Here is a 26,756-nt window from a genome sequence, read left to right on the forward strand (position 1 = left end):
GAACAGAGTCAGCCGTCCTGGCCGAGCAAGGGCCGGACGTTGTCGTTCAGGTAACAGTCGTCAAACTCGCCCTCGGCGGCCAGCGCCTTGAGGTCGGGAATGTTGATGTGATGGCGGTCGCGATATACCAGGCCGTCCTCGCTGAGCGAGCTGAAGGTGCGGCTGACGTGCACCGGGCTCAAGCCCAGTACGTCGGCGAGCTGCTCCTGGGAGAGCGGCAGGCGGAACTGCCCGGTCAGGTCGGGGTTGGTCTGGCTCAGGCGAACGTACATTTCGTTGAGGAAATGGGCCATCTTCTGACGGGCGGTGCGCCGGGCCAGGTTAATCAACCGTTCGGTCAAAAGTGCCTGCTGGCGGCTGCTGATGGCGAACATGACCGAGGTGAGCGGCAGCGACTGGCTGAACAGGTCGACCATCCGCTTGTGGGGAAAGTGACACACCACGCTGTCGGTGATGAAACGCACGTTCTCCAGGCGCTGGGAAAAGGCGAATTCGCGCAGGCCGATGATATCCCCGGGAAGGAACACCTCGAGGATGTGCCGGTCGCCGTTCTCGAGGTGGCGATAGGAGTATGCCCAGCCGCTTCGCAGGGTGCAGAACTCGTTGGCAGCATCTTTCATCTCCCAGAGAAGCGACCCCGCTTTCTGATCGGTCGGGCTGTCCTCCAGCGAGTCAAGAAGCTGTTCCTCCTCTTTCGACAACGAATAGAAATGGTTGAAGTGGCGAACAATGCAGCTTTTTTCCTGGCCCATGATCGGTTTCTCCTTCTAGGTAACACGCGCTCGTTCGATAGGTTGCCATTCACTTAACCGACCCGCGAAGACCCGCCGTGAGCGGGTCTTCAGCGTACAGATAATGCAACCGCTATTTCTTCTTCAAAAGCGGCGCCAGGAACTGCCCCGTATGGGAGCCTTTCTTCTTCACCAGCTGCTCCGGCGTACCCTCGGCAATGATGCGCCCTCCGCCGGAGCCGCCCTCGGGGCCCAGGTCCACGATCCAGTCCGCGGTCTTGATCACATCGAGGTTGTGTTCGATCACCACGATCGTGTTGCCGTGATCGCGCAGGCGGTGCAGCACCGTCAGCAGCTGGCGAATGTCCTCGAAGTGTAGCCCTGTGGTCGGCTCGTCCAGAATATACAGCGTTTGTCCTGTGTCGCGCTTGGCAAGTTCGCGGGCGAGCTTCACTCGTTGGGCCTCGCCGCCGGACAGGGTGGTCGCGCTCTGGCCCAGGCGAATGTAGGAAAGCCCCACATCCAGTAGTGTCTGCAGACGCCGGGCGATGGCCGGCACGGGGCTGAAGAACTCGAGCCCCTCCTCGACGGTCATTTCCAGCACGTCGTGGATGTTCTTGCCCTTGTAGTGAATGTCCAGGGTTTCGCGGTTGTAGCGCTTGCCCTTGCACACGTCACAAGGTACGTAGATGTCCGGCAGAAAGTGCATTTCCACCTTGATCATCCCCTCGCCCTGGCACGCCTCGCAGCGCCCGCCCTTGACGTTGAAGCTGAAGCGCCCCGGCTTGTAACCGCGTGCCCGGGCCTCCTGGGTGCCGGCGAACAGCTCACGAATCGGCGTAAAGATGCCCGTATAGGTCGCCGGATTGGAGCGCGGCGTGCGCCCGATCGGGCTCTGGTCGATATCGATGACCTTGTCGAGCTGATCGAGTCCTTCGATGGCGCTGTAGGGTGCCGGGGTCATGGTGGTGGCCCGGTTCAGATCGCGTGCGGCGATGGGCATCAGCGTGCCGTTGATCAGCGTCGACTTGCCCGACCCCGACACCCCGGTAATCGCGATGAAAAGCCCCAGCGGCAGTGTCAGCGTCACGTCCTGCAGATTGTTGCCGGTGGCCCCGCGCAGCACCAGCTGCTTTTCCGGATTGCCGGGAATGCGGTGGGGCGGCACGGCAATCTCGCGGGTGCCGCGCAGGTACTGGCCGGTCAGCGAATCCGGATTGTCCATGATGTCCTGCGGCGTGCCCTGGGCGACGATTTCACCGCCATGGACCCCGGCGCCGGGGCCTATGTCCAGCACGTGGTCGGCGGCGCGAATGGCGTCCTCGTCGTGCTCGACCACGATCACCGTGTTGCCCAGATCGCGCAGCCGTTCCAGGGTTTTCAACAGCCGGTCGTTATCGCGCTGGTGAAGGCCGATGGAAGGTTCATCGAGAATGTACATCACGCCGACAAGCCCTGCGCCGATCTGGCTTGCCAGACGAATTCGCTGGGCTTCACCGCCGGAAAGCGTATCGGCGCTGCGCTCGAGATTCAGGTAATCGAGGCCCACGTTGACCAGAAACTCGAGCCGCGAGTGGATCTCGTTGACGATCTTCTCGGCGATCTCGCCCTTGCGTCCGGGCAGCGCCAGCTTGGCAAAATAATCCCAGGCCTCGCCGATCGGCGTACGCACGATATCGGCGATATTGTGATCGTCGACGAAGACGTGACGCGACTCGCGGCGCAGGCGCGTGCCGTTGCACGAGGTGCAGGGCTTCATGGCGATGTACTTGGCCAGGTCGTCGCGCACCATGTTGGACTCGGTTTCCCGATAGCGGCGCTGCATGTTGGGCAGCACGCCCTCGAAGGCGTGCTCGCGAGTCACCTTGCGGCCACGGTCACTGACGTAGCTGAAGGGAACCGGCTCGTTACCGCTACCGTTGAGAATCACATCGCGCTGGTGTTTGGAGAGCGCGTTCCAGGGCGTTTCGAGCTCGAAATCGAAATGCTTGGCCAGCGCCTGAAGCTGGGTGAAGTAGTAGATGTTGCGACGATCCCACCCCTTGATGGCCCCCTCGGCCAAGGAGAGTTCGTCGTGGCTGATGAGCTTGGCCGGGTCGAAGTACTGCTGAATCCCCAGACCATCGCAGGTGGGGCAGGCGCCGGCGGGGTTGTTGAACGAGAACATCCTGGGTTCGAGTTCGGCGAGCGAGTAGCCGCACACCGGACAGGCAAAGCGCGAGGAGAACGCCATGTCTTCCCGGTCACTGTCCATGAAGTGAATCATCGCCGTGCCGTCGGCCAGGTTCAGCGCAGTCTCGAAGGACTCCGCCAGACGCTGGGCGATATCGTCGCGCACCTTGAAGCGGTCCACGACCACGCTGATATCGTGTTTCTTGCGCTTGTCCAGCGGGGCGATGTCGTCAAGCTCGAGCACCTGATCGTCGATCAGCACGCGCACGAACCCCTGGGCGCGAAGCTCGGCCAGAAGCTGTAGGTGCTCGCCCTTGCGGCCCTTCACCACCGGCGCCAGCAGCATCAGCTTGGTGCCTTCCTCCAGGTTCATGACCTGGTCGACCATCTGCGAGATCGTCTGTGCCTCGAGATCCTCGCCGTGCTCGGGGCAGCGCGGTGTGCCGGCCCGGGCGAACAGAAGACGCAGGTAGTCGTAGATCTCGGTGATCGTGCCCACCGTCGAGCGGGGGTTGTGCGAGGTGGATTTCTGCTCGATGGAGATGGCCGGCGAAAGGCCCTCGATGTGATCCACATCGGGCTTTTCCATCATCGAAAGAAATTGGCGCGCGTAGGTGGAAAGTGACTCCACGTAGCGGCGTTGACCTTCAGCGTAGAGCGTGTCAAACGCCAGCGACGACTTTCCCGAGCCCGACAGGCCCGTGATGACGATCAACTTGTCCCGCGGCAGTTCCACATCGATCTGCTTGAGGTTGTGAGTGCGTGCACCTCTGACCAGAATGCTGTCCATCAACACCTCGAATCGCGTGGCAAAAGCGTAATTATACGTTTGCTGCCCCCTTTACGGCAAAGCGGCAAGGCGCTTTGTCGCAAGACGAGCGTTTCCAGCGTCGTTACAAAGCGCTAGAATGGAGGGCTTGCTGGGGCTTTTATCCGCCCATCTACCGTTTAAAAGGGCACTATGCGCAACCTTTCCACACTGCTGCTGGCCGCTGAACGCCGTGCAATCAGTGGGCTGGCGGGGCTTTACGCGTCTCGCATGCTGGGCCTTTTCATGGTGCTGCCGGTGCTTGCGCTCTATGCCGATACGCTAAGCGGCGCCTCGCCCTTGCTGATCGGTGTGGCGCTGGGCGTTTACGGGCTGACCCAGGCCACCTTGCAGATTCCCTTCGGCCTGCTGTCCGACCGCTTCGGGCGCAAGCGCATCATCGCCATCGGACTTTTGATCTTTGGCCTTGGCAGCGTCGTGGCGGCCATGGCCGACTCCATCGGCGGCATCATCGCCGGGCGCGCTCTTCAGGGCGCGGGGGCAGTGGCTGCCGCGATCATGGCGCTGCTGGCCGATCAGACCCGCGAGCAGGTGCGCACCGCCGCCATGGCCACCATCGGGCTCTCCATCGGCGTGTCGTTTGCCATCGCGATGGTGCTGGGCCCCTGGCTTGCCGGCTGGGCGGGGCTGTCGGGTATTTTCTGGGCGACCGCGCTACTCACCCTCATCGGGCTTTTCGTGCTGTGGCGCTGGGTGCCGCCGGCGCCGCGCCGGGTACGCCACAAGGATGTGGGCATGGACCGGGCGCAGTTCAAGAGCGTGGCCGCGAGAATGGATCTCTGGCGCCTGAATGGCTCGATCTTCTCGCTGCACCTGGTGCTGATGGCAATCTTCGTGGCCATTCCTTTCCGGCTGGTGGGCGCCGGGGTTGCAATGGAGTACCACGGGCTGGTCTATCTCTCCATCATGGCGCTGTCGTTTGTGGCCATGGTGCCGCTGATGATCGTGGCCGAAAAGCGTCAGCGCATAAAGACAGTGTGTCTTCTGGCCATTGGTGCCATCGCCGTGAGTCTGGCCGCCCTGGCCTTGCCGGCGTTTCATGGCAAGGGGCTTTTCATCGGGCTTTTCGTCTTCTTTACCGGGTTCAACCTGCTGGAGGCCACGTTGCCTTCCATGCTGAGCAAGCTTGCGCCGGCAGGAGCCAAGGGTACGGCCATGGGCATGTACTCCACCAGCCAGTTTCTCGGTGCCTTCCTGGGCGGCACGCTGGGGGGCGCGCTCTCCAATGTCTGGGGGCTTGACGCTGTGTTCATCGGCTGTGCGCTACTGGGGGTTGGCTGGTGGTTTTTCATGTACCGCCTGCCGCCGCCGCCGCCGCTTTCAAGCGAAGTGGTCGCACTCGACGACACCCATCCGGACACGCTGGATCTGTTGATGCAGCGGCTGGCGGAAGTGGTCGGCGTGGAGGACGTCATGGTGGTGCCCGAGGAGCGCATGATGTATCTGAAGGTGAATCGCCAGGAGCTGGATCGGGCGGCGCTGGACAAGCTGATTCCCCCTTTCAAGCCGTAAATTGTTAAGCTGGCAGGCAGTGAATTCGTGTCGACGTAATCGGTGATACTCTAGCGGGTTACGGCGACAATACCTTATCGATCCGACACTATGATTGAGCGGACCCATTGGATAGGAGCGAGCTATGGCGCGCGGAATTAACAAAGTCATCCTGATCGGCAACCTGGGCCAGGACCCGGAAGTGCGTTTCACACCGTCGGGCACGGCGGTGGCGAACCTGAACCTGGCGACCTCGGATACCTGGACCGACCGGCAAAGCGGCCAGCGTCAGGAGCGCACCGAGTGGCACCGCATCGTGCTGTTCAACAAGACCGCTGAAATTGCTCAGCAGTACTTGAAGAAAGGCTCCAAGGTGTACATCGAAGGGCGTCTGCAGACCCGCAAGTGGCAGGATCAGAACGGCCAGGACCGCTACAGCACGGAAATCGTTGCCAACGACATGCAGATGCTGGATGGCCGCGCCGGTGACTTCCAGGGCGGCGGCGCCCCGCAGCAGAATTATCAAAACAACGCCTCGCAAAACGGCGCCCCGCAAAATAATGCGCCTCAGAACGCCCCGGCGCAAAATGCCGGTTATCAAAACAACCCGCCGCCGCAGAACAACCAGGCCCCCGGCAATCAGTACGGTAACGGCCAGAACAACCCGCCCAACCGCGGCGGCCAAGGCGCGCCCAATAACGATCAAAACAGCCGTTACGGCGCCCCGGACCCGGGCAATTTCGACGATTTCGACGACGAAATTCCGTTTTAATCACGCCATTTTAGGCTCGCCCACCGGCGCCGGGAAAGGAGAACGTCTGCCTTGAAGCTTTTGATACTGGATGCAGGGCACTGTTTGAGCCTGGCGCTTGCCCGGGAGAGCAGTCGTCGTGCCGATACCGAACTGGTGATCGAGCAGGCGATGCATGTGGGTGTGGCAGAGCTTCGCGCGATTGCGCCGGATGCGGTGATTATTCCGCCGATGGCGCATCCGCAGGACAAGACCCCGGCGGATGTGCAGGCGCATGCCGATGCGGTAGAGGCGTGCATGGAAGCGTGCAAGGCGCAGGAGGTGGCGCTGGTCTGGTGTGTCTCGGACCAGCTCTACGAAGAGGGCTTCGAGATTCCCATCGACGAGCACGTGGTGCCCGCTCCTCGTGATGAGTGTCTGCGGCGTCTGGTGGTTACCGGCGATCGCATTCGCGCCGAGTATCACCGTCACCTGATTGTACGCCTGGGGCCGCTGTTCGCCCTGGAGGGCAGCTATGCCTGGCTAAGCGAGATTATCGATAGCCTCATGGTGGGCCAGAGTGTTCGCGCGGCGGAGGACGTCATCTGTTGTCCGACCTCGGTGGATGCGGTCGCCATGGCGCTGATTGGCATGTTGCAGCAACAGGCGTGTGGCGCTGATGCCTGGGGCGCGTATCATCTGGCCGGTATCGAGCCGGTGAGCGCGTTTACCTTTACCTCGGTGGTGCGCACCCAGCTGGCCACCCACCTGGAAGGGCGGGGCGAAGAGGTGGCGCTTGGCGCGGTGGAGGCGCTGAATCATCACCACGACGCCAAGCTTCGACGCGTTCTGAACTGCCGCCGGGTGCTGGATGTGTTCGGCGTGCATCAAAAGCCGTGGCGTCTGGAAGTGGGGCGCATGCTGGACGCGTGGTGTCTGACCCGCGACCAGAATGGCCCGGAACAAGGAGAGACGGCGTGAGCAACGCATTTCGCAGCCTGGTCTTTTATGCAGGCTACTTTTCGGCGATGCTGATATGCGGCGTGCTGTTTCTACCGCTGGCGCCGTTTCTGCCGCTGCCCGCGCGCTACCGGCTACTCAATCTGTACAACTACTTCTTGATCTTCTGGTTCAAGCTCGCCTGCGATGTACGCTACGACATACAAGGGCGCGAGCGAATTCCTGAAGGCGCCTGTGTCATTCAGGCGAACCATCAAAGCGAGTGGGAAACGGTATTTCTGCAGGTGATGAAACCGCCAGTGTGCACCGTGCTCAAGCAGGAGCTTCTACGCATTCCCGTGTTTGGCTGGGGCCTTCGCCTTCTGCGGCCCATCGGGCTCGATCGTTCCAAGCCCGCCCGGGCGATGAAGCAGGTGTTGACCCAGGGCGTGGCGCGCCTGCAAAGCGGGCTGTCGGTGCTGATCTTTCCCGAAGGGACCCGGGTCGACCCGGGCCGGCGCAAGCGTTACAACAAAAGCGGCACCGTCGTTGCGTGCCGCGCCGGCGTGCCGGTGCTGCCGGTAGCGCATAACGCCGGGGAGCGCTGGCCCGGGCGCCACTGGGTCAAGCAGCCCGGCATTTTGCGGGTGCGTATTGGCGAGCCGATTCCCACCCAGGGCCGCACGCCGGACGAAGTGCTGGTTGAAGTGGAGCGCTGGATCGAGGCCACGCTGGTGGAAATTTCCGATGTGCCGCGGGGCGAGGAACCTGTCGCCTTGAGTACGGCACCGCCGGCTCAATAAGAGAACCAGGGCAAGGCTTTGGTGGCTTGGTCTGGGCGGCTTTGCCGCTGCTGCGGGTGGCTGGCGCTCGTTACGCCGCGCTGCAAAATCTTTGTTAGGCGAAACCCCTGAACCAGAAACGGCGCCCGAAGGCGCCGTTTCTGTTGCTGCATACCGCGGTGGTCTAGTCGCCGTAACGCTGGAAGACCAGACAGGCGTTGGTGCCACCAAAGCCGAAGCTGTTGGACAGCGCCCGTTCGATGGTCACATCGTCGCGGCGTTGGGTGACGATATCGAAGCCGTCGGCCTGCTCGTCCAGGTGCTCCACGTTGGCAGAGGCGGCCACGAAATTGTGCTGCATCATCAAAAGCGAGTAGATCGCTTCCTGAACGCCGGTCGCACCCAGCGAGTGGCCGGTCAGGGACTTGGTCGAACTCATTGCAGGCGTGGAGTCGCCGAATACGCTGCGAATCGCCTTCAGTTCCGCCACATCGCCCACCGGCGTCGAGGTGCCGTGGGTGTTGATGTAATCGATGTTGCCGTTGACGGTGGCCAGCGCCTGGTGCATGCAGCGCATGGCGCCCTCGCCGGAGGGAGCGACCATGTCGTGGCCATCGGAGGTGGCGCCATAACCGACGATCTCGCCGTAAATCTTGGCACCGCGGGCCTTGGCGTGCTCGAGCTCTTCAAGAACCACCATGCCGCCGCCGCCTGCGATGACAAAGCCATCCCGGGTCTGATCGTAAGGGCGTGAAGCTTTATCCGGCGTATCGTTGTAGTGCGTCGAAAGCGCCCCCATCGCGTCGAACAAGCACGACAGTGTCCAATGCTCTTCTTCACCGCCACCGGCGAACACCACATCCTGCTTGCCCAGCTGGATCTGCTCCATGGCGCTGCCGATGCAGTGTGCCGAGGTCGCGCAGGCCGATGAAATGGAGTAGTTGACGCCCTTGATCTTGAAAGGGGTGGCCAGACACGCCGAGACGGTGCTGCCCATGGTGCGGGTGACCCGGTAAGGCCCCACGCGGCGCAACCCTTTTTCGCGCATCATGTCGGCGGCTTCCACCTGGTTGGCGCTGGAGGCGCCGCCGGAGCCGGCGATCAGCCCCGTGCGCTCATGGGAGACCTGTTCAGGCGTCAGACCCGCGTCCTCGATGGCCTGGGCCATGGAGACGTAGGCGTAGGCGGCCGCATCACCCATGAAACGCAACAGCTTGCGGTCGATCAACGCCTCCAGATCGATATGAATGCTGCCGGCCACCTGGCTTCGAAAGCCGCGCTCGGCATACTCGTCTTTAAAGCGGATACCGCTACGCCCGTTCTTCAACGCGTCCAGGACCTGGTGCTTGTCGTTGCCTAAGCAGGATACGATGCCCAGGCCGGTGACTACCACTCGTCGCATGGAAGCCTCCTGTTAGAAATTCGCAGTGGAGGTAAATAGGCCAACGCGCAAGTCATTGGCCTGGTAGATATCACGCCCGTCCACGGAGACCGTGCCGTCGGCAATACCGAGAATCAGCCGGCGCGTGATCACCCGCTTGATGTTGATACGGTAGGTGACGGTCTTGGAATCGGGCATGATCTGGCCGCTGAACTTCACTTCGCCGCAGCCCAGCGCCCGGCCACGACCCGGGTGGCCAAGCCAGCCCAGATGAAAGCCGACCAGTTGCCACATGGCGTCCAGTCCCAGACAGCCCGGCATGACCGGGTCGCCCGGAAAGTGGCAATCGAAAAACCAGAGATCAGGGGTGATATCAAGCTCGGCGATCAGCTCGCCCTTGCCATGCTCACCGCCTTCTTCGTGAATGTGCGTGATGCGGTCCAGCATCAGCATGTTGGGTGCCGGCAACTGGGCATTGCCAGGGCCGAATAGCTCGCCGCGCGAGCAGGCCAGCAGTTCTTCGCGATCAAAGGAATGTTGCTTGGTCACTGAATCGTTCCGAGTATCAAGGTGGTCGGTGGCCGCTTGAGGCGTTTAACCTCAATGATAACGCTTATATCAAGCGCCACAAACGGCTGACAAGGCTTTGCCTAGTCTACTTCCGGAAACCGCTGAATGCACGCCATCGTCCACTTATCGTTGATTTACCCGTTACCGGCGGCCCTGGGAACACGATGTCAAAGCGCCTTGAATGCATCCAGCGCGCGCTGGCGGGCTGCCTTGTGATCGACGATGGGTGAGGGGTAGTCAAGCCGGGTAAGCAGGTCATCGGGTGGGGCATGGCGCGCCTTGGCGGGCAGTTCGGCAAGTGCCGGCAGCCAGTGGGCGATAAACTCGCCGTCCGGGTCGAAGCGCGTCGACTGCGTGGTCGGGTTGAAGATGCGAAAGTAGGGCGCGGCATCGGTGCCGGTGGATGCCGCCCACTGCCAGCCGCCATTGTTGGAGCAGAACTCGCCGTCCACCAGGTGCTTCAGGAAAAACGCTTCCCCCCGGCGCCAGTCGATCAACAGGTGCTTGCTCAAGAACATGGCCGTTACCATGCGAAGCCGGTTATGCATCCAGCCGGTGGTCACCAGTTGGCGCATGGCGGCGTCCACCAACGGATACCCGGTGCGTCCTTCGCACCAGGCCTGAAAGCCGTCGTCGTCCTGGCGCCAGACGAGCTTCTGGGTGTTCTCCTGAAACGGCTGGTGACGAACCACATGAGGAAAGCCCACGACAACGTGCTGATAGAACTCCCGCCAGACCAGCTCGTTCACCCAGGTGGTCAGCCCCTTGTCGCCATCGCCCAGGTGGCCGCTGTTGTGGCTCATCACCGCCTGCATGCACTGGCGATAGGAGAGCATGCCCAGCGCCAGGTAGGGCGAGAGTTCGCTGGTGCCGGCCACACCGGGGAAATCGCGCTGCTCTTTATAGGTCCTTGCGCGCTGGCGCAAAAAGCGGGCCAGAGCGTCGCTGGCGGCGTCCTCGCCGGCGGGCCAGGTTTTCTTGTCCACCACCGGGGATGGCGCAAGTTCGGGCAGGGCGGGCATGGGGTCGGCCTCGATACCCAGCCGTTGCTGTGGTTCGGGGGCGTCCTGGACGGTGAGCTGCGAGTCCGAAATATTCTTGTGCCACGCCTTGGCGAACGGGGTGAAAACGCTGTAGTACTCATTTTTCCCGGTCAACAGTGTGCCCGGCGCATAGGCGATGGCGTCATGATAGCCATGCACGGGAATGCCTTCGTCCTTGAACGCTTTTAGCACCTGCTCGTCGCGGTGGCGCTCGTTGAGAGGGTACTGACAGTTGAAGTGAAGCCGCTCGATGCCGTGCTCGCGCGCGATCTTCAGCAGCGCGTCAGCGGCCCCGTCGTAGCGCTGGATATCGCGCTGCAGCAGGGGAATGTTGAGTTCGTCAAGGGTGTCTTTCAAGGCCTGAACGCCGCGATGCCAGAAGTCGATCTTGTTGGCGCCGTGGCCGTGGCTTTGCCACTGTTCGATACTTTGCAGAAATACCGCCAGCACGGGGCCTTTGCGGGCCGCCGCGGCAAGGGCAGTATTGTCGTGGGTGCGTAGGTCGGTACGAAACCAGACAAGCTGTAACGCCATGACTCCCTCCCTGGAGTTTAGCGGCCAGCGCGCATCGCTTTCTGCGGCACTGGCCATGACTTGAATACGCCGGGCGTTACAGGATGCCGGACTCACGAAGCAGCGGACGCAGACGGGCGATAGCCTGGGGGAGATCGTCGCCAAGCATGTGCACGTCGCTGTCGCGAAGGTCGTTGTCGCGTTGGCGCGCCACCTCGCCGCAGACGCCCAGCGGTACGTTCAGCGTCGTGGCGGCCTGGGGCAGGGCGCGGTGGATATAATCGTCGCTTTCCCGCTGGCCGCTGGTGAGCAGCACCATGGAGCAGTGCAAACGTTTCACGGCCTGAGGAAGATCCGCCAGTGCCAGGGTGTGATCGAGAAGCTGTACCCGGTAGCCCTGTTCACTGGCCATCAGGGCCGTGAGCAGCACCCAGAGCGGGCCTGGGTCGTCGGGCATGGCGTTGAGCAGGATCAGCGGCCCCCGGGTCGCCTGGTTGGCGTAGTGGAGTCGGATACCCACCTGACTTCTCAAAAACGCCTCCAGCGAGCGGCGCACCAGCTCATCGGGTTCGATCGCCCACTTGGCTTCAAGCGTCGATACCACCGGCTGCCAGAGTTCGTTGACCGCTGTGCTCAAGGGGTAAAGCGCCAGGCTTTGCTGGTAGAGCGCCTCGAGCTTTTGCAGATCGATCGTCTCGATGGTGGCAAGCAGCTGCTGTCGCTGGCTTGCCCAGTCGCCGGCATCCGGGGCGGGCGTCTCGACGGTTTCGGGCTGGTCGAGCAGATCCGCCACCTGACTGACCGGCACCCCGCGATTGAGCCACTGCAGAATCCGCTCGATACGGATAATGTCATCCTGGGCGTAAAGCCGATGCCCCTTCGGGGTTCGCTGGGGGCAGATAAGGCCATAGCGGCGCTCCCAGGCACGTAGGGTCACCGAATTCACACCCGTCAGGCGGGAAACTTCCCGTATGGGATAAAGCGGCGTATCGGGTGGGTGGGTCGCCTTGGTACTCATGGGCGCCATTGCCTCTTGGTTGCCTGCTGCGTCTGCTACAGGGATCTGTCATTTATGACGGCGGCTAGTGCATGCGAATCGGGTTCTGCCGCCTAATCGAATTAAGAAAAGCCTTTTAAGGTAGCTTACTTTGTACAACTTTTAGCGTTAAGGTACAACCTTCGTGAGCATCTTCGCCTCATTCTCTCTTCTCTTATAACTGTCTGGTAAATCGATTGATGTAGCCATGAGCCGCTTATCCACAAGCGCCTTGTCTCGCCATGCGATGGAAAAAAAACGTCAGGGCCGTCGCCGGGAACGCTCTCGATGTACAAGTATGCCGGCATGTCGGTTATCGGCGGTCACTCACGGTAGCAATACTGCAGCCACTCATCCTTTTTGGGCCCTGTGATACGCCACTGCAGGTCAAAGCCCTGCTCGAGCAGGTGCAGGTGCGCGGTGTAAAGATCGGCGGCGCACTGGTGGCCTTCCCGGCTGAGCCATCGATACTCGTCGAGAGGATGAAGATCAAAAAGATGCACGGCCGACTCGAAGCCACGTCGCTCGTGAGCCAGGGCCACGTGCTTCTCGCTTATCGTCCAGCGGAACACGTTGGTGATGGACATGGGGGCGGTCTGATCCGCCAGCGTGAACGTGCCCGTTTCAAAAAAGCGTACTCCCTTCGGGCAAGCCTCGACCTCGACACGTCCCTCGCCTGCTCCTTGCCACCCGGTGAGCGAACGGGGCCCCGGGGTCGAAGAGAAGCGCATCGAACGGATTCGCAGGAGCCTTTCGTGCAAGCGTGAAATCAGTGTCAAAGCATTAGGTTCGCCTGAAATTATCGGAAGGGGACGCTCTTGGTCATCGGTGATTTTCATCGATAAGATGTGTAACCTCCCACGTATCCGCTACCCTTCATATACCTAGCGTAGCATTTCGTATAGTTTTTGTGTAATTAATCGCCTTCAGGCGAAGGAGGTCACGATGCGGGTTCTCGTCACCGGCGGTACCGGTTTTGTCGGCAAGCGGCTTTGCGAAAGACTGCTTGGCGACGGCCACCAGGTGGATGTTGTCTCTCGCGCCCCGTCCAAGGCCGCCCGGCAACTGCCCGAGGACTGCGGCGTGGCCGATAGCGCCATGGCCTTCATCGATACCCCGCCTCAGGCGATCGTCAATCTGGCCGGCGAGCCCATCGCTGGCAAGCGTTGGAGTGATGCTCAGAAAAAGCGTTTGATCAGTTCCCGAGTGGAAGCCACCACGGCGCTGGTCGAGTTTTGCAAGGCGCTGGAAAAGGCAGGCAAGCCCTTGCCCGGCGCAATGGTCAGCGGCTCGGCCATGGGGTACTACGGCGACCAGAGACAAACGGTGGTAGATGAGCAGACCCCGCCCCACCCGGAGTTCGCCCACAGGCTGTGTGCGCAGTGGGAAGCCGCTGCCGAGCCGGTCAAGAAACTGGGCGTTCGTCTGGCCATCGTACGTATCGGCCTGGTGCTGGAAGCCGGGGGCGGCACACTCGCCAAGATGCTGCCGCCGTTTCGACTGGGTCTGGGCGGGCGCTTCGGCGATGGGCAGCAGTTCATGCCCTGGGTCCACCGGGAGGATCTGGTCGAGGCTATCGTGTATCTGCTTGACAAGCCCGAGCTTGAAGGGCCTTTCAACGCCGGTGCCCCGCATCCGGTCACCAATCAGGTATTTACCAGAACCCTGGCGCACCACCTCGATCGCCCGGCCATGTTGCCGGTACCCGCCTTCATATTGAAAGCGGGCCTGGGTGAAATGTCGCGGCTTCTTTTGACCGGGGCGGATATGCGGCCTGCCCGTCTGACTCAGGCGGGCTTCAGCTTCGCCTATCCGACCCTGGATCAAGCCCTGGGCGGCATTCTGGGCTCGACGCCTAAGCGTTAGGGTCAACGGTGATCACCACGCGCACCGCGTCCAGGCGCAGGCGGGTGGTGTCGAGCGCTTCCTCGAGCGCCTGACGCTCGCGCTGCAGCGCGTTGAGTTCCTCCTTGCGCACCGCCGGATTGTGTCGGGCGAGCGCGTCTAGCCTGTCCAGTTCGCCGTCGAGCTGCGCGCGCATCCGATCACGAGCCTTTTCCACAAGCGCGGGCAGCGATTTCTCGGCCTCGCTTTCGCCCTGGGTCAAAAGGCTACGCAGCTCGTCGTGACGGCTTTTGATCAAATCGCGGGCCAGCGACTTGTTCACCTTCTGCACGTTCTTGGAAAGACCGGTGAACGAGATACTGTTGGTCAGGTTGGCGCCGGACTCATCCATCAATACGCGTACCGCCGTGGGCGGCAGGAAACGGTTCAGGTGCAGCGACCTGGGTGCCGGACAGTGGGTGCAGAAAACAAGCTCCGCCATCAGTCGGCCACTGGGAATCGAGGGGTGACGCAAAAGGGCCAGGGCGGTGTTGCCCATGGTGCCATCCAGCACTCGGCCCATCATTTCTCGCACCAGCGGATGCTCCCAGGAGAGGCGATGCACGTCGTCCCGGGCCAGCGCCAGGTCGCGCCGGTAGGTGGCGGAAAAACCCTCTTCGCCCTTCACAAGGCCCGGCAGCCCATCGAGCATGTGCGAGCCCGGCTTCAGATAAAGCAGGTGGTTGCCGATCTCCTGGCTGTCGACGCCGAACACGTCAAGCGCCCGCTCCACGTAGCGGGGCAGGGCGGGGTCGTCATCAAGCTCGCGTACCGCCTCGATCACCGTCTGGGCTCGTGCCGGACGACAGGCGTTGAGTTCCAGAAGGCGATTGCGTCCGGCTTCGCGCTCGGCCAGCTTCTCGTTGAACAGCGTCCGGGTCTCTTCGATGATCGCCTTTAGCGAAGCTTCGTCGAGAAGCGCGTCCGCCAGGGCATCGCCAAAGGCATCGAACAGCTCGCTGCCGACACCGTGTGGGGCACTGAAGGCGTTCATGCCTTCGTGATACCAGCGCAGGAGCCGCTCGGCGGGGGAGGCGCTGAAGGTGGGCACATGAAGCTCGATGGTGTGGCGCTGGCCGATACGATCCAGACGCCCGATACGCTGCTCCAGCTGGTCCGGGTGCTGGGGCATGTCGAACATGACCAGGTGACGACAGAACTGGAAGTTGCGCCCCTCGGAGCCGATTTCCGAGCACACCAGTACCTGGCTGCCCTCCTCTTCGTCGGCGAAGGCCGCCGCCGCACGGTCGCGCTCGACAAGCGAAAGCCCTTCGTGAAAGACCGGCGCCTGATAGCCGCCCAGTACACGCAGTGCCTCGGAAAGCCCCTCGGCGGTCTCTCGGTGATGGGCAATCACCAGCACCTTGTCGCCGGCCAGGCCTTCATCGCCGGTGTCGGCAAGCTTTTCCAGAAGCCAGTTCACCCGAGGGTCGATCTGCCACCAGGGCTCGTTGTTCATGGGGTCATCGGAAAGCGCCCGATAGGTGGCATCCGGGTAGATCAGCACGTCCGGGTGATCCATTCCCGTTTCGATCAGCAGTTCGTCGAAGTAATCCTCGTCCCGCTCGACGCGACGCAGTACCCGGCGATAGGCGGAGGGAAGCTCCAGCGCACTCTGGTGCAGGCGGCGCTCGGGAAAGCCGCCCACGTGGCGACGGCTGTTGCGAAACATCACCCGCCCCGTGCCGTGGCGGTCAAGCAGGGCATCACGCAGCCGTGTCCGGGCCGGCGCCTTCTCGTCTTCGCTCACAGTGGCGTCGCAAAGCGTCGCCAAAAGCTTCTGACTATCGGCATCATCGGCCACCCGTGCCACCTGTTCGAAAGCGTCCGGCAAGGCGTCCAGCGCCTCGATGGCCGCGGCCACCTCGGCGTAGTGGTTCTCCTCCTGCTTGAAACGCTCGATATCGTGATAACGCTCGGCGTCCAACAGGCGCAGGCGGGCGAAGTGGCTCTCAAGGCCCATCTGCTCCGGGGTGGCGGTCAAAAGCAAAAGCCCGGGGATCTGCCCGGCGAGCTGCTCGACGCACTGATATCCGGGGCCGCCGCCCTCGTCGGCGTGCCAGTCCAGGTGGTGGGCCTCATCGACGATCAAAAGATCGAAGTGGCTGGCGAAGGCCTGCTCCTGGCGGGCCTGGTTGGCAAACAGCCATCCCTGGCTTGCCAGAATCAGCTGGGCGCTATCAAAGGGGTTGTGGCTGCCGTGGGCCTGGCTTTGGTGTTCATCGAGCAGGCTGACGTCGAGGGAAAAGCGACGCAGAAGCTCCACCAGCCATTGATGCGTGAGACTGTCAGGCACCAGAATCAAGGCGCGCGCTACCCGGCCCGCCATCAGCAGACGATGCAGGATCAGTCCAGCCTCGATGGTCTTGCCCAGGCCGACTTCATCGGCCAGCAGGACCCGGGGCGCATGGCGCCCCGCCACTTCGTCGGCAATATAAAGCTGGTGAGGAATCAGGTCGATGCGCGGGCCGGTGAGGCCAAGGGCGCTGTGCTGCTCGATACGCTGGTAGTGATGCAGCGTGCGAAAGCGCAGATCAAACCAGTCGTTGCGGTCGACCTGGCCGGTCAGCAAGCGGTCGCGTGCCTGGTTGAACTGCATGGTATCGGCAAGCTTGGTTTCGACAAGTTCACAAGAGGCGCCGTCCTTATCCTGGCCGTAGTAGGTGATCAGGCCGTGAAGTACCTGGCTGTCATCCACGATCATCTGCCAGCCATCGGCTGAAAGCACGCTATCGCCGCTGCCGAACACCACACGGGTCAGCGGGGCCTGGCGGGTGTTATAGGTGCGGGTTTCCTGACTGGCACTGAACAAGATGGTAACGCTGCGGGCGTCGCAGTTTAGTACGGTGCCTAGACCAAGCTCGGCTTCACCGTCGCTAATAAAGCGCTGGCCGGGTGTAAAATCGCTCATGGTGCCTCAAGGAAGTTCATAAAACGGGGCAGGCCGCCTGCCAGGGCAGGCGGCTACAGGGCGGGGGATTCTAACGCAAAGGATGAAAAGGATTAAGCGGTGAGTAGCTTAATCGTTCAGCCAGCGCTCAAGCTGGGCGCGGGTCAGCTCGCCCACGTGCACATCCCGGGTGCGCCCGTCCGGGCCAAAGAGCAGCGTGGTGGGTAACCCCGGGGCTTCAAAGCGCTCCATCAGGGTCTGGTCGGGGTCGCGCAGCGCGTACTGAAACGCCAGCGCTTGCTCGTCCAGGTAGCGCACCACGGGGAGAAGGTCCTCACCCTGGTTGACAATCACCACGCTCACGCCCTGCTGGGCGTCGGCCTGTTGCAAAAGCGGCATCTCGCGAAGACAGGGCGGACACCAGGTCGCCCAGAGATTGATGAGGATCAAGTCGCCGGTCGCCGTCAGGTCGGGCAGGTAAACCTCGTTGCCGTCAAGATCTTCAAGGGCGATCTCGGGAAGCTCGGCGACGGCGAAGTTGCTGTTTGAGACCGTGAACATCAGGGTCAGAAGCCAAAGCCCCGAGGCCCCGGCGAAAAGCGCCATGGCGACTGCCATCGGCTTGAGATTTTCACGCAGATACCAGGCGCTCCACAAGAGCCCCGCCAGAAATCCCCCCAGCGGGTGATAGCCCGGCTGCCAGAACTTGAGCACCTCCAGTGGCTCGCCTGCATAGCTTGAAGCATTGAGTGCCACGTAGCTTAGCCGCGCACCCACCAGCCAGGCCAGTATCAGGCCGTTGAACCAGCGGCTCTTGTCGCGGGCGGGCAGCGCCAGAAAAAAGCGGCTTGCCAGCAGCAACAGCAGTGCGCAGCCCACCGCAAAAAGTCGCGGCAGTGAAATTAATAGCGGTCCAAGGGCAATCGCGTTCATGGTTTTCCCGTTAAGCAGTTACACTGAGCCACCATATCATGCACGCTACTTGTTTTCGGAGATGTCTATGCCTCAGCCCGGCTTTGATGTGCTGCGCGCACTGGCTATTGGATCGCAGGCATTGGGCCTTGCCTTGATTATTACCCTGGAGACGGTGCTTGGCGATACCGCGCGCTTCTGGCAGGGCGTGGTGCTGGCTGCGATGTTGATCGCGGCGCTGTCCTTGGCGCTGGCCAGACTCTACCGGCATAACCGCCAGCGTAAAGCACGACACGCGCGTCTGACCGAGCGTGAGGATGCATAATCTGATGCGCGTCTGGGCGCTTTTGTCACTCATGCTGCTGGTCGGCTGTAACTACGAAGTGGAGCGCGACGAGAGCCGCGCCCTTGAGCGAAACACGGCCCGCGATACCTGGCTGGGGGCGCAGGTGGCCCAGGCCATCGAGGGTCAGGACGAGCCTGATGGCTTTGCGCTTCTGGCCAACGGGCGAAAGGCGTTTTCGGTGCGCGTGGAGCTTATCCACCAGGCCGAGCGCACCCTGGATATTCAAACCTATCTGTTTGGTGACGGGCAGACCACCCGGCTGGTGCTGGCCGAACTGGTGGCCGCCGCCGAACGCGGTGTGCGGGTAAGGCTTCTGCTTGACGATATGGGCGCGATCGGTCAGGGCGATCAGCTGGCGGCCCTGGCAAGCCATGCCAATATCGAGGTACGGGTATTCAACGCGGTTGCCTACGGGCGGGGCCATTTAACCACCCGGGTACTGGCCTCGTTCACCAATCCGGCCAAGCAGCACCGGCGAATGCACAACAAGCTCTGGATTGCCGATAACAGCGTGGCGATTGCCGGCGGGCGCAATCTGGGTGATGAGTATTTCGATGCCAACGACACGCGCAACTTCGCCGACCTGGACCTGATGACGATCGGTGAGGTAGTACCGGCGCTTTCGCAAAGCTTCGATGACTACTGGAACCACGCGCTTGCCGAGCCCATCGGGCGCTTTCACCGAGCCGATGGCCAGGCATGGCAAGCACTCCAGCGCGAAATGAACGGCTGGCTCGATACCCACGCCGACTCCGAATACTTCAACGAACTTCGCCAGATACCACGCACAAGCCCGCCCTGGGAGACGCTTTACTGGGGCGAGGGCCAGGCGCTTTGGGATACGCCCGCCAAGCTTGCAGATGGCAGCGCGCCGGCCTGGCAGACCACCCTGTTGGGCGATCTGGTCGAGCGAAGCGAGCTGAGCGAGCGGCTGGTGCTCATCTCGGCCTACTTCGTGCCTACCGAAGCGGGCGTCCAGCGTCTGGTCGATCTGGCCAACCAGGGCGTGGCGGTCGATGTGATCACCAATTCGCTGGAGTCTACCGATGCAGCGATCGTCCATGGCGCCTACGCCCCATGGCGCTCGGCGCTGATCGAAGGCGGTATTCGCCTTTTCGAGCTGCGCCCCGAGCAGGAGGAGAGTGCCCAGGATATCGACGAGGAAATGCGTGTTCCCGGGGCGTCTGCCTCGGCGCTTCACATCAAGGCATTGCGTTTTGACGAGCAGGTGTTCATCGGCTCATTCAATGCCGACCCGCGCTCGGTGCTCTGGAACAGCGAAGTGGGGGTGCTGGCGCGAAGCGAGGGGCTGGTGGAGGCGTTTGACGACGTGGTCGGCATCGGCCAGGCGCCGGCGATCAGCTACCGCGTAAGGCTCGATGGGGAAGACGCGCTGAGCTGGCACTTCGAGCACAACGAGCAAGAGACGGTGCTGACCGAGGAAGCGGGTAACTGGTGGCGGCGGCTGAACGCCTGGGCGGGCCATACGCTACGCCTGGAATACCTGCTTTGAAGTCATCGTCGGGTAGCGTTAAAAGCGGCACTTGTGTTTTCACAGCGACGGTTTCAGATTAGACAAAGCGCTGGCGCGAGCCAACGCCTTTCTCACACTGGGAGCGACCAACAAGATGATCAATAAACGCACATTAGTGACCGCCGTGGCGGCGTCTTCTCTTGCCATGACTGCCTACGCGCAGGCCGAGGTGAAAATCGGCTTTCTGGGCGGCTTTACCGGCGGCATCGAAAGCCTGACTCCGCCGATTTTCGAAGGCGCCCAGCTGGCCGTCGCCCAGGTGAACGAGCAAGGCGGCATTCTGGGAGGCCAGACGCTGGCGATGCCCTCCGGCGATACGACCTGCTCGGACGCCTCCGCCGCCTCCAACGCCGCCGACCGCATGGTGAACTCCGAGCAGGTCACCGCCATTGTCGGTGCACTGTGCACCGGTGCCACCATTGCCGCGGCCAATAATGCAGCGGTCCCGGGCGGCGTGGTCATGGTCTCTCCCGCCTCGACGGCCCCGGCAGTCACCGAAATCGACGATAACGACCTGGTGTTTCGTACCGTCCCCTCGGACGCCTTTCAGGGTGAAATGCTCGCCAAGCTCCTGCTGGACAAGGGCCTCGATTTCGTGGCCGTCACGTTCGTCAACAACGACTACGGCCAGGGGCTGGCCAATGCCTTCAGTACCGCCTTTGAAGAGGGCGGTGGCGAAATAGCCGAAAGCCTCGCTCACGAAGATAACCGCGCCGACTACCGTTCGGAGCTGGGCTCGCTCTCCGCCGGCGGCGCCGATACCCTGGTGGTACTCGCCTACGCCGATACCTCCGGCCAGACCGTGCTGCGCCAGGCCTATGAGAGCGGCATGTTCACCCAGTACGTGGGCGCCGACGGTATGGTGGGTGACAGCCTGATCGAAGCGATCGGTGCTGACGTGCTCGACGGGATGATTGCCACCCGTCCGGGCAGCCCGGACCTGCCCGGCACCGAGCTCTTCGAAAGCGCCGCCGCTGAGGCAGGCTTCGATCCGAGCGCGGTGTTTGCCGCCCAGGCCTATGACGCGGCGTTCCTGCTGGCGCTGGCCATCGAGCAAAACGGCAGCGCCGAGCGGGAAGGGCTGGTGGATGCCCTGCGCAGTGTCTCGAGCGCCCCGGGCGAGGTGATCCTGCCCGGCGAGTGGGAAAAGGCCGTGGAGCTGATCGCCGCCGGCACCGAGATCAATTATGAAGGGGCCTCCGGCTCTCATGAATTTGACGAAAACGGCGACGTCCCCGGCGTCGTGGTGGAAATGGCCGTCGAGAACGGCCGCTTTGTCACCAAGGGCCAGCTCGACCTGTAGGCATGACGTAAGAAAGAAGGCACGGGCGAGCCTTTCAGGCCTTGCCAAAAAAAACGCCCCGGGCCTGAGCCCGGGGCGTTTTCCTGTCAGAAGGGTGCTCAGCCGTGGGTCTTGATGCGTTCTGGCAGAAGCCCCTTGGGCGCGAAGCGCAGCACGACCGTGATCAACATGCCGATCACCAGCACCCGCGCCTGCAGCGCGCGGCTATCCATGTTGCTGGGCAACTCCCACCCCGCCCCTTCACCGAGGCTGACCACCAGCTGCATGATGAAAAGCGCCAGCGGCTCGGACATGATCCAGATGATATACACCGCCACGGCGCCGAAGATCGTGCCCAGGTTGTTGCCCGGCCCGCCCAGAATCACCATCACCAGTACCAGGAAGGTATGGTTGAGCGGCAGATACCCTTGTGGGTCGAACAGGCTGTTGAACGTGCCCAGCACCCCGCCTCCCAGGCCCATCAACATGCAGCCCAGCACGAAGATCTCCAGACGGCGCTTGTTGATGTCCTTGCCCATGGCGGCGGCGGAGACTTCGTTGTCGCGGATGGCGCGGATCATCCGCCCCCAGGGGGCGTGGTAGGCGCGGTGCAGGAAGAAGAAGATCGCCGCGATGATTACCGCCGTCAGTGACAGGTATACCGCCCTTGAGAGCGTAAAACCCAGCTCTGCCGGCCCCGGCGTCGGCCACGGCAGCGGTGAAACCGTGGCCGTGCCTCGGGTCAGCCAGTCGGAGTTTTTCAAGAATGCCTTGATGATCTCGGCAATCCCGAGCGTGGCGATCGCCAGGTAGTCGCTGCGAAGCCCCAGGCAGATATGGCCGATGAAGTAGCCCACCCCGCCGGCAAGCGCGCCGCCGACAATCCAGCCCACCCAGGGCGGCAGGCCAAAACCGCCGACAAAGCCCGCCCGGCTCTGAATGTCGCTGGTCACCTCGCGCAACAGGCTGATGATCACGAGATAAAGGACCAGGGCGAGCACCACGGCAATCACCGTGCGCAAGAGCTTGGGTACGCCAAAGCGGTCAAGGCGGGTGGCGCCGATGACCACCAGCAGCGCCGCCAGCCCGTAAAGCAGCACCCGGCCCAGCTCCCAGGGAAGCTCGGTGCTCCAGAACGCATCGTTGACCGGCACGCTAAAGAGCATCGCGCAGAAGCCGCCGAGTGCCACAAAGCCCATGACGCCTGCGTTGAACTGCCCGGCGTAGCCCCACTGGATGGTCAGCCCCAGCGCCAGAATGGCGTAACAGGCCGCCTCGACCAGCATCCGCGTGCTGTAGGCGGCGCCCATCGTGGCGTAAACCCCCAGTACGGCCACCAGCAGTGTGGTGAAAAGCACCACCTCGCGCACCGGAAAGCGTCGCGTGACGGTGGTGTCCTTGGGCGTGTAGGAAGTGGTTGGATTATTCATTAGATCACCTTGCCCTTGAAGAGCCCCGTGGGGCGCCAGACCAGAATGGCCACCAGGATGAAAAACGGCACCACGATCTTGTACTCGGTACCCACAAACGCCAGGTTCGACGGAAGTTCCAGCCAGTCAGGCAGACTGTCCTGGAAAGGGCGCAGCAGCACGTTCCAGTTGAACACCGCCAGCGTCTCGGCAAAGCCCACCACGAAGCCGCCGGCAATCGCGCCATAGGGATGGCCCACCCCGCCGACGATCGCCGCGGCGAAGATCGGCAGCAGCAGGAAAAAGCTCAAGTCCGGCTTGAACGTCACATCCAGCGATAAAAGCGTACCGGCAATCGCCGCCAACCCCCCGGCGATGACCCAGGTCACCGCCACGATGGTATTGGTGTTGATGCCGGAGGCCTGGGCAAGCTCCGGGTTGTCCGACATGGCGCGCATGGCCTTGCCCAGGCGCGAACGGTTCAGGAACACCGCCAGCGCCACGACCGCCACGGCGGTGATGACGAACAGATAGATCTGCGGCTCGGTGATCACGATCGGCGCCCGGGCACCCTCGAAGGGCAGGGCGATACGAAAGATCTCCTTGCGGTCGTCCACGTAAAGGCTTTGCCCGCTGGTGCCGGCAAACAGACGAATCAGACCCTGCAGCATCAGCGTGACGCCTAATGATCCGATCACCATGACGATGGGCTTCACGCCATGGGCGCGCAGCGGCTTGTAGAACGCCTTGTCGATGCCCACGGCCAGAAGCGCGGTCAGTATCATCGAAAGAGGCAGCATGATGAGCGCGGTGGGCACGCCGATGCTGGCCCCCACGGCGGGAAACGCCGTGGTCAGCAAAAGCACCATGAAGGCGCCGAAGGTCATCATGTCGGCGTGGGCGAAGTGGGCAAAGCGCATGATGCTGAAGATCAGCGTCACGCCAATCGCACCGATCGCGTAGATCGAGCCGGTGACACTGCCGGCGATCACCACGTTGTTGATAAAAAAGACCAGTTCGTTCACAGGTTTCTCCCCCGGGCTAGCCGCCCAAAAAGCTTCTGGCGACATCCGGGTCGGCCAGCAGAGCCGCTCCGGTATCGGTAAAACGGTTCTGACCGGCGGCCAGCACGAACCCCTTGTCGGCAATCGCCAGGGCCTGCTTGGCGTTTTGTTCCACCATCAGGATGCCGACGCCGGCGGCGTTGATCTTTTTCACCCGGTCGAAAATCTCGTTCATGTACAGCGGCGAAAGCCCCGCGGTGGGTTCATCGAGCAGCAAGAGCGAGGGTTCGGCCATCAGCGCCCGGCCCATGGCCACCATCTGACGCTGGCCGCCGGAAAGCTCGCCGGCGGGCTGGCGGCGTTTATCCCTGAGCGGGGGGAAGAACTCATACACCTGTTCGAGCATGCGCTTGACGTTCTGCGGCTTCAGGTAGGCCCCCATTTCCAGGTTCTCTTTTACCGACAGGCTCGGGAAGACGTTCTTCTCCTGAGGCACGAAGCCCATGCCGCGCTTGACCAGCTGGTTGGGGGCCAGGTTCTGGATGGGCTCGCCGTTCAACAGGATCTCGCCCTGGTTGACGTTCAAGAGGCCGAAGACCGCTTTCAGCATGGTGGACTTGCCGGCGCCGTTGGGGCCGACGATGACGCCCACTTCGTCGGCGTAAAGGGTCATCTCGATCCCGTTCAGGATATTCATGCTGCCGTAGCCCCCGTGCACGTCGCGCGCGCGCAGTAGCGGCGTAACGCCGGGCGGCGTAGGGTCAAGTGACGCATCTATCGACATAAAAGGTGTCTCGTAAGTGATAGGTATGTTGTTGTTGAAGCGTTTGCCTATCAGGCAGCGTCGGTGCCGAAGTAAGCTTCGATCACCTCGGGGTTGTTCTGGATCTCTTCGATCGAGCCTTCCACCATGACACTACCCTGAGCCAGCACGATGACCGGGTCACAGAGCCTGGCGATCATGTCCATATCGTGTTCGATGACCAGAAAGGTGTAGCCCATCTCACGGTTCAGACGCTCGATGTTGCCCATCAGATCACCCAGCAGGGTGCGGTTGACCCCCGCGGCGATCTCGTCGAGCAGCACCACCTTGGCGTCGGTCATCATGGTGCGTCCAAGCTCCAGAAGCTTTTTCTGTCCGCCGGAAAGGTTGCCCGCCAACTCGTTGCGCACATGGTGCAAACCGACGAACTCGATGACCTCCAGCGCCCGGCGACGAACCTCTGCCTCCTGCTGGCGGACAAGCGAAGGCTTGAACCAGGTGTCGAACAGGCGCTCGCCGGCCTGGTTCGGCGGCACCATCATCAGGTTTTCCAGCGCGCTCATCTGGCTGAATTCGTGGGCGATCTGAAAGGTGCGCAAAAGCCCCTTGTGAAAGCGCGCATCGGCGGAGAGCCCGGTGATGTCCTCGCCGTCGAGCAGGATACGGCCGCTGTCCGGGGTGAGCGCGCCGGCAATCAGGTTGAAAAGCGTCGATTTACCCGCCCCGTTGGGGCCGATCATGCCGGTAATCGAGCCTTTCTCGACGGTAATGGAGCAGTCGTTGATAACGTGTAGCCCACCGAACGCTTTGTTGACGTTTTGTACTTCGATAAGCGGTTGCATGGTGTCCTCTCAGGGCAGGCGGGGTGGCCGCCTGCGTTGTGGGGCTTGTTATGTAAGTGCTGTCATGTAAGTTCTACCAGGCAAGTTATATTAGACAAGTTCTATAAAACCTGGGGGTGGCGCAGCCGCTGGCCGATGGCGAAAGCACTGACGATCAGAAGCGCGCCAAGGGTGGGAATCCAGTATCCCTGTACCGGTGGAAGAGTGCGCAAGAATACAAACGAGACCGCCGCCGGGGCGACGAAGCGCACCAGAAAGCGCCAGATCTTGAACCAGGTGGTGTTGGTGCCGAGTTCTTTCATGACCTCGCGCTGGGTCAGCGCCCAGCCGGCGAACAGCGCAATCATCAGCCCGCCCAACGGCATGAAGATATTGGTGAGAAGCTCGATGAAATCGAAGGCGCTGCGATTGAACAGGGTGTGGAAAATCGACGTCTCTTCCCAGGCATTGAAACTCACCACGGTCAAAAGGCCCATCGCCCAGGCGGCGGTGACCATCAGCATGACCGCCTGGGGGCGGGTCAGATCGAAGCGCTCTACCCAGAATGCCGCCACCGGCTCGATCAGCGAGATCGACGAGCTGATCGCCGCGCCCAGCACCAGGATGAAGAACACCCCGCCCACCAGCGCCCCCAGGGGCATTTCGGAAAACGCCAGGGGCAGGGTGACAAACATCAACCCCGGGCCTTGAGCGGTCTCGAGCCCTGCACCGAACACCAGCGAAAAAATGGCAAGCCCTGCCACCATGGCAACGGCGGTATCCACGAAGGCCACGGCGATGGCGGTACGGGTCAGCGAGATATCGCTGGGCATGTAGGCGCCGTAAGCCATGATCGCACCCATGCCAAGGCTCAGGGTGAAAAAGGATTGGCCCATGGCCTGCAGCCAGCCCTCAAGACTCAGGTCATTGATGTTGAAGGTGAACAGAAACGCCGCCGCCGCGCCTGCATCGCCGTTGATCACGCCATAGATCAGTACCACGAACAGGATGACGAACAGCGCCGGCATCATGATGCGAAGCCCGGACTCGATGCCTTTGTGGATGCCCAGCCCGACGATCAGCGCCGAGGCGGCGATGAAGATCGTATGGTAGACCGTCATCAGGCCCGGGGAGGCGAGAAGGGCGTCAAAGCCTGCGCCGATGGTGTCGGCATCGACACCTGTCAGCGAGCCGGAGAACATCAGCCACGTATAATGCAGCGCCCAACCGGCGATCACCGAGTAGAAGCTCAGGATCAAGAAGGCGGACGCCGCCCCCAGCCAGCCGATCGACTCCCACGCCCGAGACGTCTTGTGGGTTCTGGTCAGGTGGCGAAGGCCCATGATCGGGCTTTGGCGGCTGGTTCGCCCCAGCATGGTTTCCGCGATCAGGATGGGAATGCCTACTGCAAAGATGGTGAGTGCGTACACCAGAATGAAGGCGCCGCCTCCGTTTTCACCGGTAAGGTAGGGAAAGCGCCAGAGGTTACCCAGGCCAACGGCAGAGCCCACGGCTGCCAGCAAGAATGTGCCCTTGTGCGTCCAGACGTTTTGACCGCTCATGTGAAGGAGTGTCCGTATAGGGGTGCGTGAACCGGGTAAGTATCCAAACACCTGTATGAATTGTAGTGTAGCCGCGGCCCGAGGGGCCGCATGGAGTGACTACTGTGCGATAGAACGCCCGCGCTTTCCAGC

22 protein-coding genes are annotated in these 26,756 nt (G+C 62.1%); 8 read left to right on the forward strand and 14 right to left on the reverse strand.

The window, feature by feature from the left end; all coding sequences use genetic code 11:
• Positions 1–8: 8 nt before the first annotated feature.
• Both ACWF8S_RS00655 and uvrA read right to left on the reverse strand, forming a co-directional pair.
• Positions 9–752: a Crp/Fnr family transcriptional regulator gene (locus ACWF8S_RS00655; RefSeq protein ID WP_447554909.1), complete on the reverse strand. Its 744-nt coding sequence runs from the start codon at positions 750–752 to the stop codon at positions 9–11.
• Positions 753–864: 112 nt separating this feature from the next.
• Complete coding sequence (gene uvrA, locus ACWF8S_RS00660; RefSeq protein WP_447554910.1) at positions 865–3,693, reverse strand: excinuclease ABC subunit UvrA; 2,829 nt, start codon at positions 3,691–3,693, stop codon at positions 865–867.
• Positions 3,694–3,864: 171 nt separating this feature from the next.
• On the opposite strand from uvrA, the gene ACWF8S_RS00665 reads away from it, so the two are divergent.
• The 4 genes from ACWF8S_RS00665 to ACWF8S_RS00680 all read left to right on the forward strand — a co-directional run bounded on the left by ACWF8S_RS00665 (position 3,865) and on the right by ACWF8S_RS00680 (position 7,695).
• On the forward strand, positions 3,865–5,244 hold the full coding sequence (locus ACWF8S_RS00665; RefSeq protein WP_447554911.1) for an MFS transporter: 1,380 nt from the start codon (positions 3,865–3,867) through the stop codon (positions 5,242–5,244).
• A gap of 124 nt (positions 5,245–5,368) precedes the next feature.
• Positions 5,369–5,995 carry a single-stranded DNA-binding protein gene (ssb, locus tag ACWF8S_RS00670; protein WP_447554912.1) on the forward strand — a complete coding sequence of 209 codons (627 nt, stop codon included), beginning with the start codon at positions 5,369–5,371 and terminating at the stop codon, positions 5,993–5,995.
• A 51-nt stretch (positions 5,996–6,046) separates the two neighbouring features.
• Positions 6,047–6,934 (forward strand): sugar nucleotide-binding protein, encoded by an 888-nt coding sequence (locus ACWF8S_RS00675; protein ID WP_447554913.1) that lies wholly within the window; start codon positions 6,047–6,049, stop codon positions 6,932–6,934.
• Positions 6,931–7,695, forward strand: a complete 765-nt coding sequence (locus tag ACWF8S_RS00680; protein WP_447554914.1) for a lysophospholipid acyltransferase family protein — start codon at positions 6,931–6,933, stop codon at positions 7,693–7,695. Before ACWF8S_RS00675 ends, ACWF8S_RS00680 begins: the two co-directional genes overlap by 4 nt.
• A 163-nt stretch (positions 7,696–7,858) precedes the next feature.
• On the opposite strand, the gene fabB is transcribed toward ACWF8S_RS00680, so the two are convergent.
• From fabB to ACWF8S_RS00705, 5 genes are all read right to left on the reverse strand, one after another.
• Positions 7,859–9,076 carry a beta-ketoacyl-ACP synthase I gene (gene fabB / locus ACWF8S_RS00685; protein ID WP_447554915.1) on the reverse strand — a complete coding sequence of 406 codons (1,218 nt, stop codon included), beginning with the start codon at positions 9,074–9,076 and terminating at the stop codon, positions 7,859–7,861.
• A gap of 12 nt (positions 9,077–9,088) precedes the next feature.
• Positions 9,089–9,604: a 3-hydroxyacyl-[acyl-carrier-protein] dehydratase FabA gene (gene fabA / locus ACWF8S_RS00690; RefSeq protein WP_447554916.1), complete on the reverse strand. Its 516-nt coding sequence runs from the start codon at positions 9,602–9,604 to the stop codon at positions 9,089–9,091.
• A gap of 188 nt (positions 9,605–9,792) precedes the next feature.
• Positions 9,793–11,202, reverse strand: coding sequence for a deoxyribodipyrimidine photo-lyase (phrB, locus tag ACWF8S_RS00695; RefSeq protein WP_447554917.1), 1,410 nt, complete (start codon positions 11,200–11,202; stop codon positions 9,793–9,795).
• 76 nt (positions 11,203–11,278) lie between these two features.
• A complete protein-coding gene (locus ACWF8S_RS00700; RefSeq protein WP_447554918.1) occupies positions 11,279–12,199 on the reverse strand; it encodes a MerR family transcriptional regulator in 921 nt (306 codons plus the stop codon).
• A 341-nt stretch (positions 12,200–12,540) separates the two neighbouring features.
• Complete coding sequence (locus tag ACWF8S_RS00705; RefSeq protein ID WP_447554919.1) at positions 12,541–12,948, reverse strand: DUF6314 family protein; 408 nt, start codon at positions 12,946–12,948, stop codon at positions 12,541–12,543.
• A 214-nt stretch (positions 12,949–13,162) separates the two neighbouring features.
• Between ACWF8S_RS00705 and ACWF8S_RS00710 the strand changes: the two genes are divergently transcribed.
• Entirely contained in the window at positions 13,163–14,083 is a 921-nt protein-coding gene (locus ACWF8S_RS00710; RefSeq protein ID WP_447554920.1) for a TIGR01777 family oxidoreductase, read from the forward strand.
• Here ACWF8S_RS00710 and rapA read toward each other — a convergent pair.
• On the reverse strand, positions 14,073–17,012 hold the full coding sequence (gene rapA / locus ACWF8S_RS00715) for an RNA polymerase-associated protein RapA (protein WP_447554921.1): 2,940 nt from the start codon (positions 17,010–17,012) through the stop codon (positions 14,073–14,075). The two genes, ACWF8S_RS00710 and rapA, sit on opposite strands and share 11 nt — an antisense overlap.
• 108 nt (positions 17,013–17,120) lie before the next feature.
• On the reverse strand, positions 17,121–17,924 hold the full coding sequence (locus ACWF8S_RS00720) for a prolipoprotein diacylglyceryl transferase family protein (RefSeq protein ID WP_447554922.1): 804 nt from the start codon (positions 17,922–17,924) through the stop codon (positions 17,121–17,123).
• Between the two features lie 67 nt (positions 17,925–17,991).
• Between ACWF8S_RS00720 and ACWF8S_RS00725 the strand changes: the two genes are divergently transcribed.
• From ACWF8S_RS00725 to ACWF8S_RS00735, 3 genes are all read left to right on the forward strand, one after another.
• Entirely contained in the window at positions 17,992–18,228 is a 237-nt protein-coding gene (locus tag ACWF8S_RS00725) for a hypothetical protein (protein ID WP_447554923.1), read from the forward strand.
• Entirely contained in the window at positions 18,221–19,762 is a 1,542-nt protein-coding gene (locus tag ACWF8S_RS00730; RefSeq protein WP_447554924.1) for a phospholipase D family protein, read from the forward strand. The genes ACWF8S_RS00725 and ACWF8S_RS00730 overlap by 8 nt, the downstream gene beginning before the upstream one ends.
• Positions 19,763–19,877: 115 nt before the next feature.
• Positions 19,878–21,086 carry an ABC transporter substrate-binding protein gene (locus ACWF8S_RS00735; protein WP_447554925.1) on the forward strand — a complete coding sequence of 403 codons (1,209 nt, stop codon included), beginning with the start codon at positions 19,878–19,880 and terminating at the stop codon, positions 21,084–21,086.
• 98 nt (positions 21,087–21,184) lie between these two features.
• Here ACWF8S_RS00735 and ACWF8S_RS00740 read toward each other — a convergent pair whose 3' ends face one another.
• From ACWF8S_RS00740 to ACWF8S_RS00760, 5 genes are all read right to left on the reverse strand, one after another.
• Complete coding sequence (locus ACWF8S_RS00740; protein WP_447554926.1) at positions 21,185–22,495, reverse strand: branched-chain amino acid ABC transporter permease; 1,311 nt, start codon at positions 22,493–22,495, stop codon at positions 21,185–21,187.
• Positions 22,495–23,499: a branched-chain amino acid ABC transporter permease gene (locus ACWF8S_RS00745; RefSeq protein ID WP_447554927.1), complete on the reverse strand. Its 1,005-nt coding sequence runs from the start codon at positions 23,497–23,499 to the stop codon at positions 22,495–22,497. The genes ACWF8S_RS00740 and ACWF8S_RS00745 overlap by 1 nt, the downstream gene beginning before the upstream one ends.
• A 16-nt stretch (positions 23,500–23,515) precedes the next feature.
• Positions 23,516–24,262, reverse strand: a complete 747-nt coding sequence (locus ACWF8S_RS00750) for an ABC transporter ATP-binding protein (protein WP_447554928.1) — start codon at positions 24,260–24,262, stop codon at positions 23,516–23,518.
• Positions 24,263–24,312: 50 nt separating this feature from the next.
• The gene (locus tag ACWF8S_RS00755; protein ID WP_447554929.1) at positions 24,313–25,083 is read right to left on the reverse strand and encodes an ABC transporter ATP-binding protein; all 771 of its coding nucleotides are present in this window, start codon (positions 25,081–25,083) and stop codon (positions 24,313–24,315) included.
• Positions 25,084–25,184: 101 nt separating this feature from the next.
• Entirely contained in the window at positions 25,185–26,624 is a 1,440-nt protein-coding gene (locus ACWF8S_RS00760) for a sodium-dependent transporter (RefSeq protein WP_447554930.1), read from the reverse strand.
• Positions 26,625–26,756: the final 132 nt, after the last annotated feature.

The sequence above is a fragment of the Vreelandella xerophytica genome, from assembly GCF_968048975.1.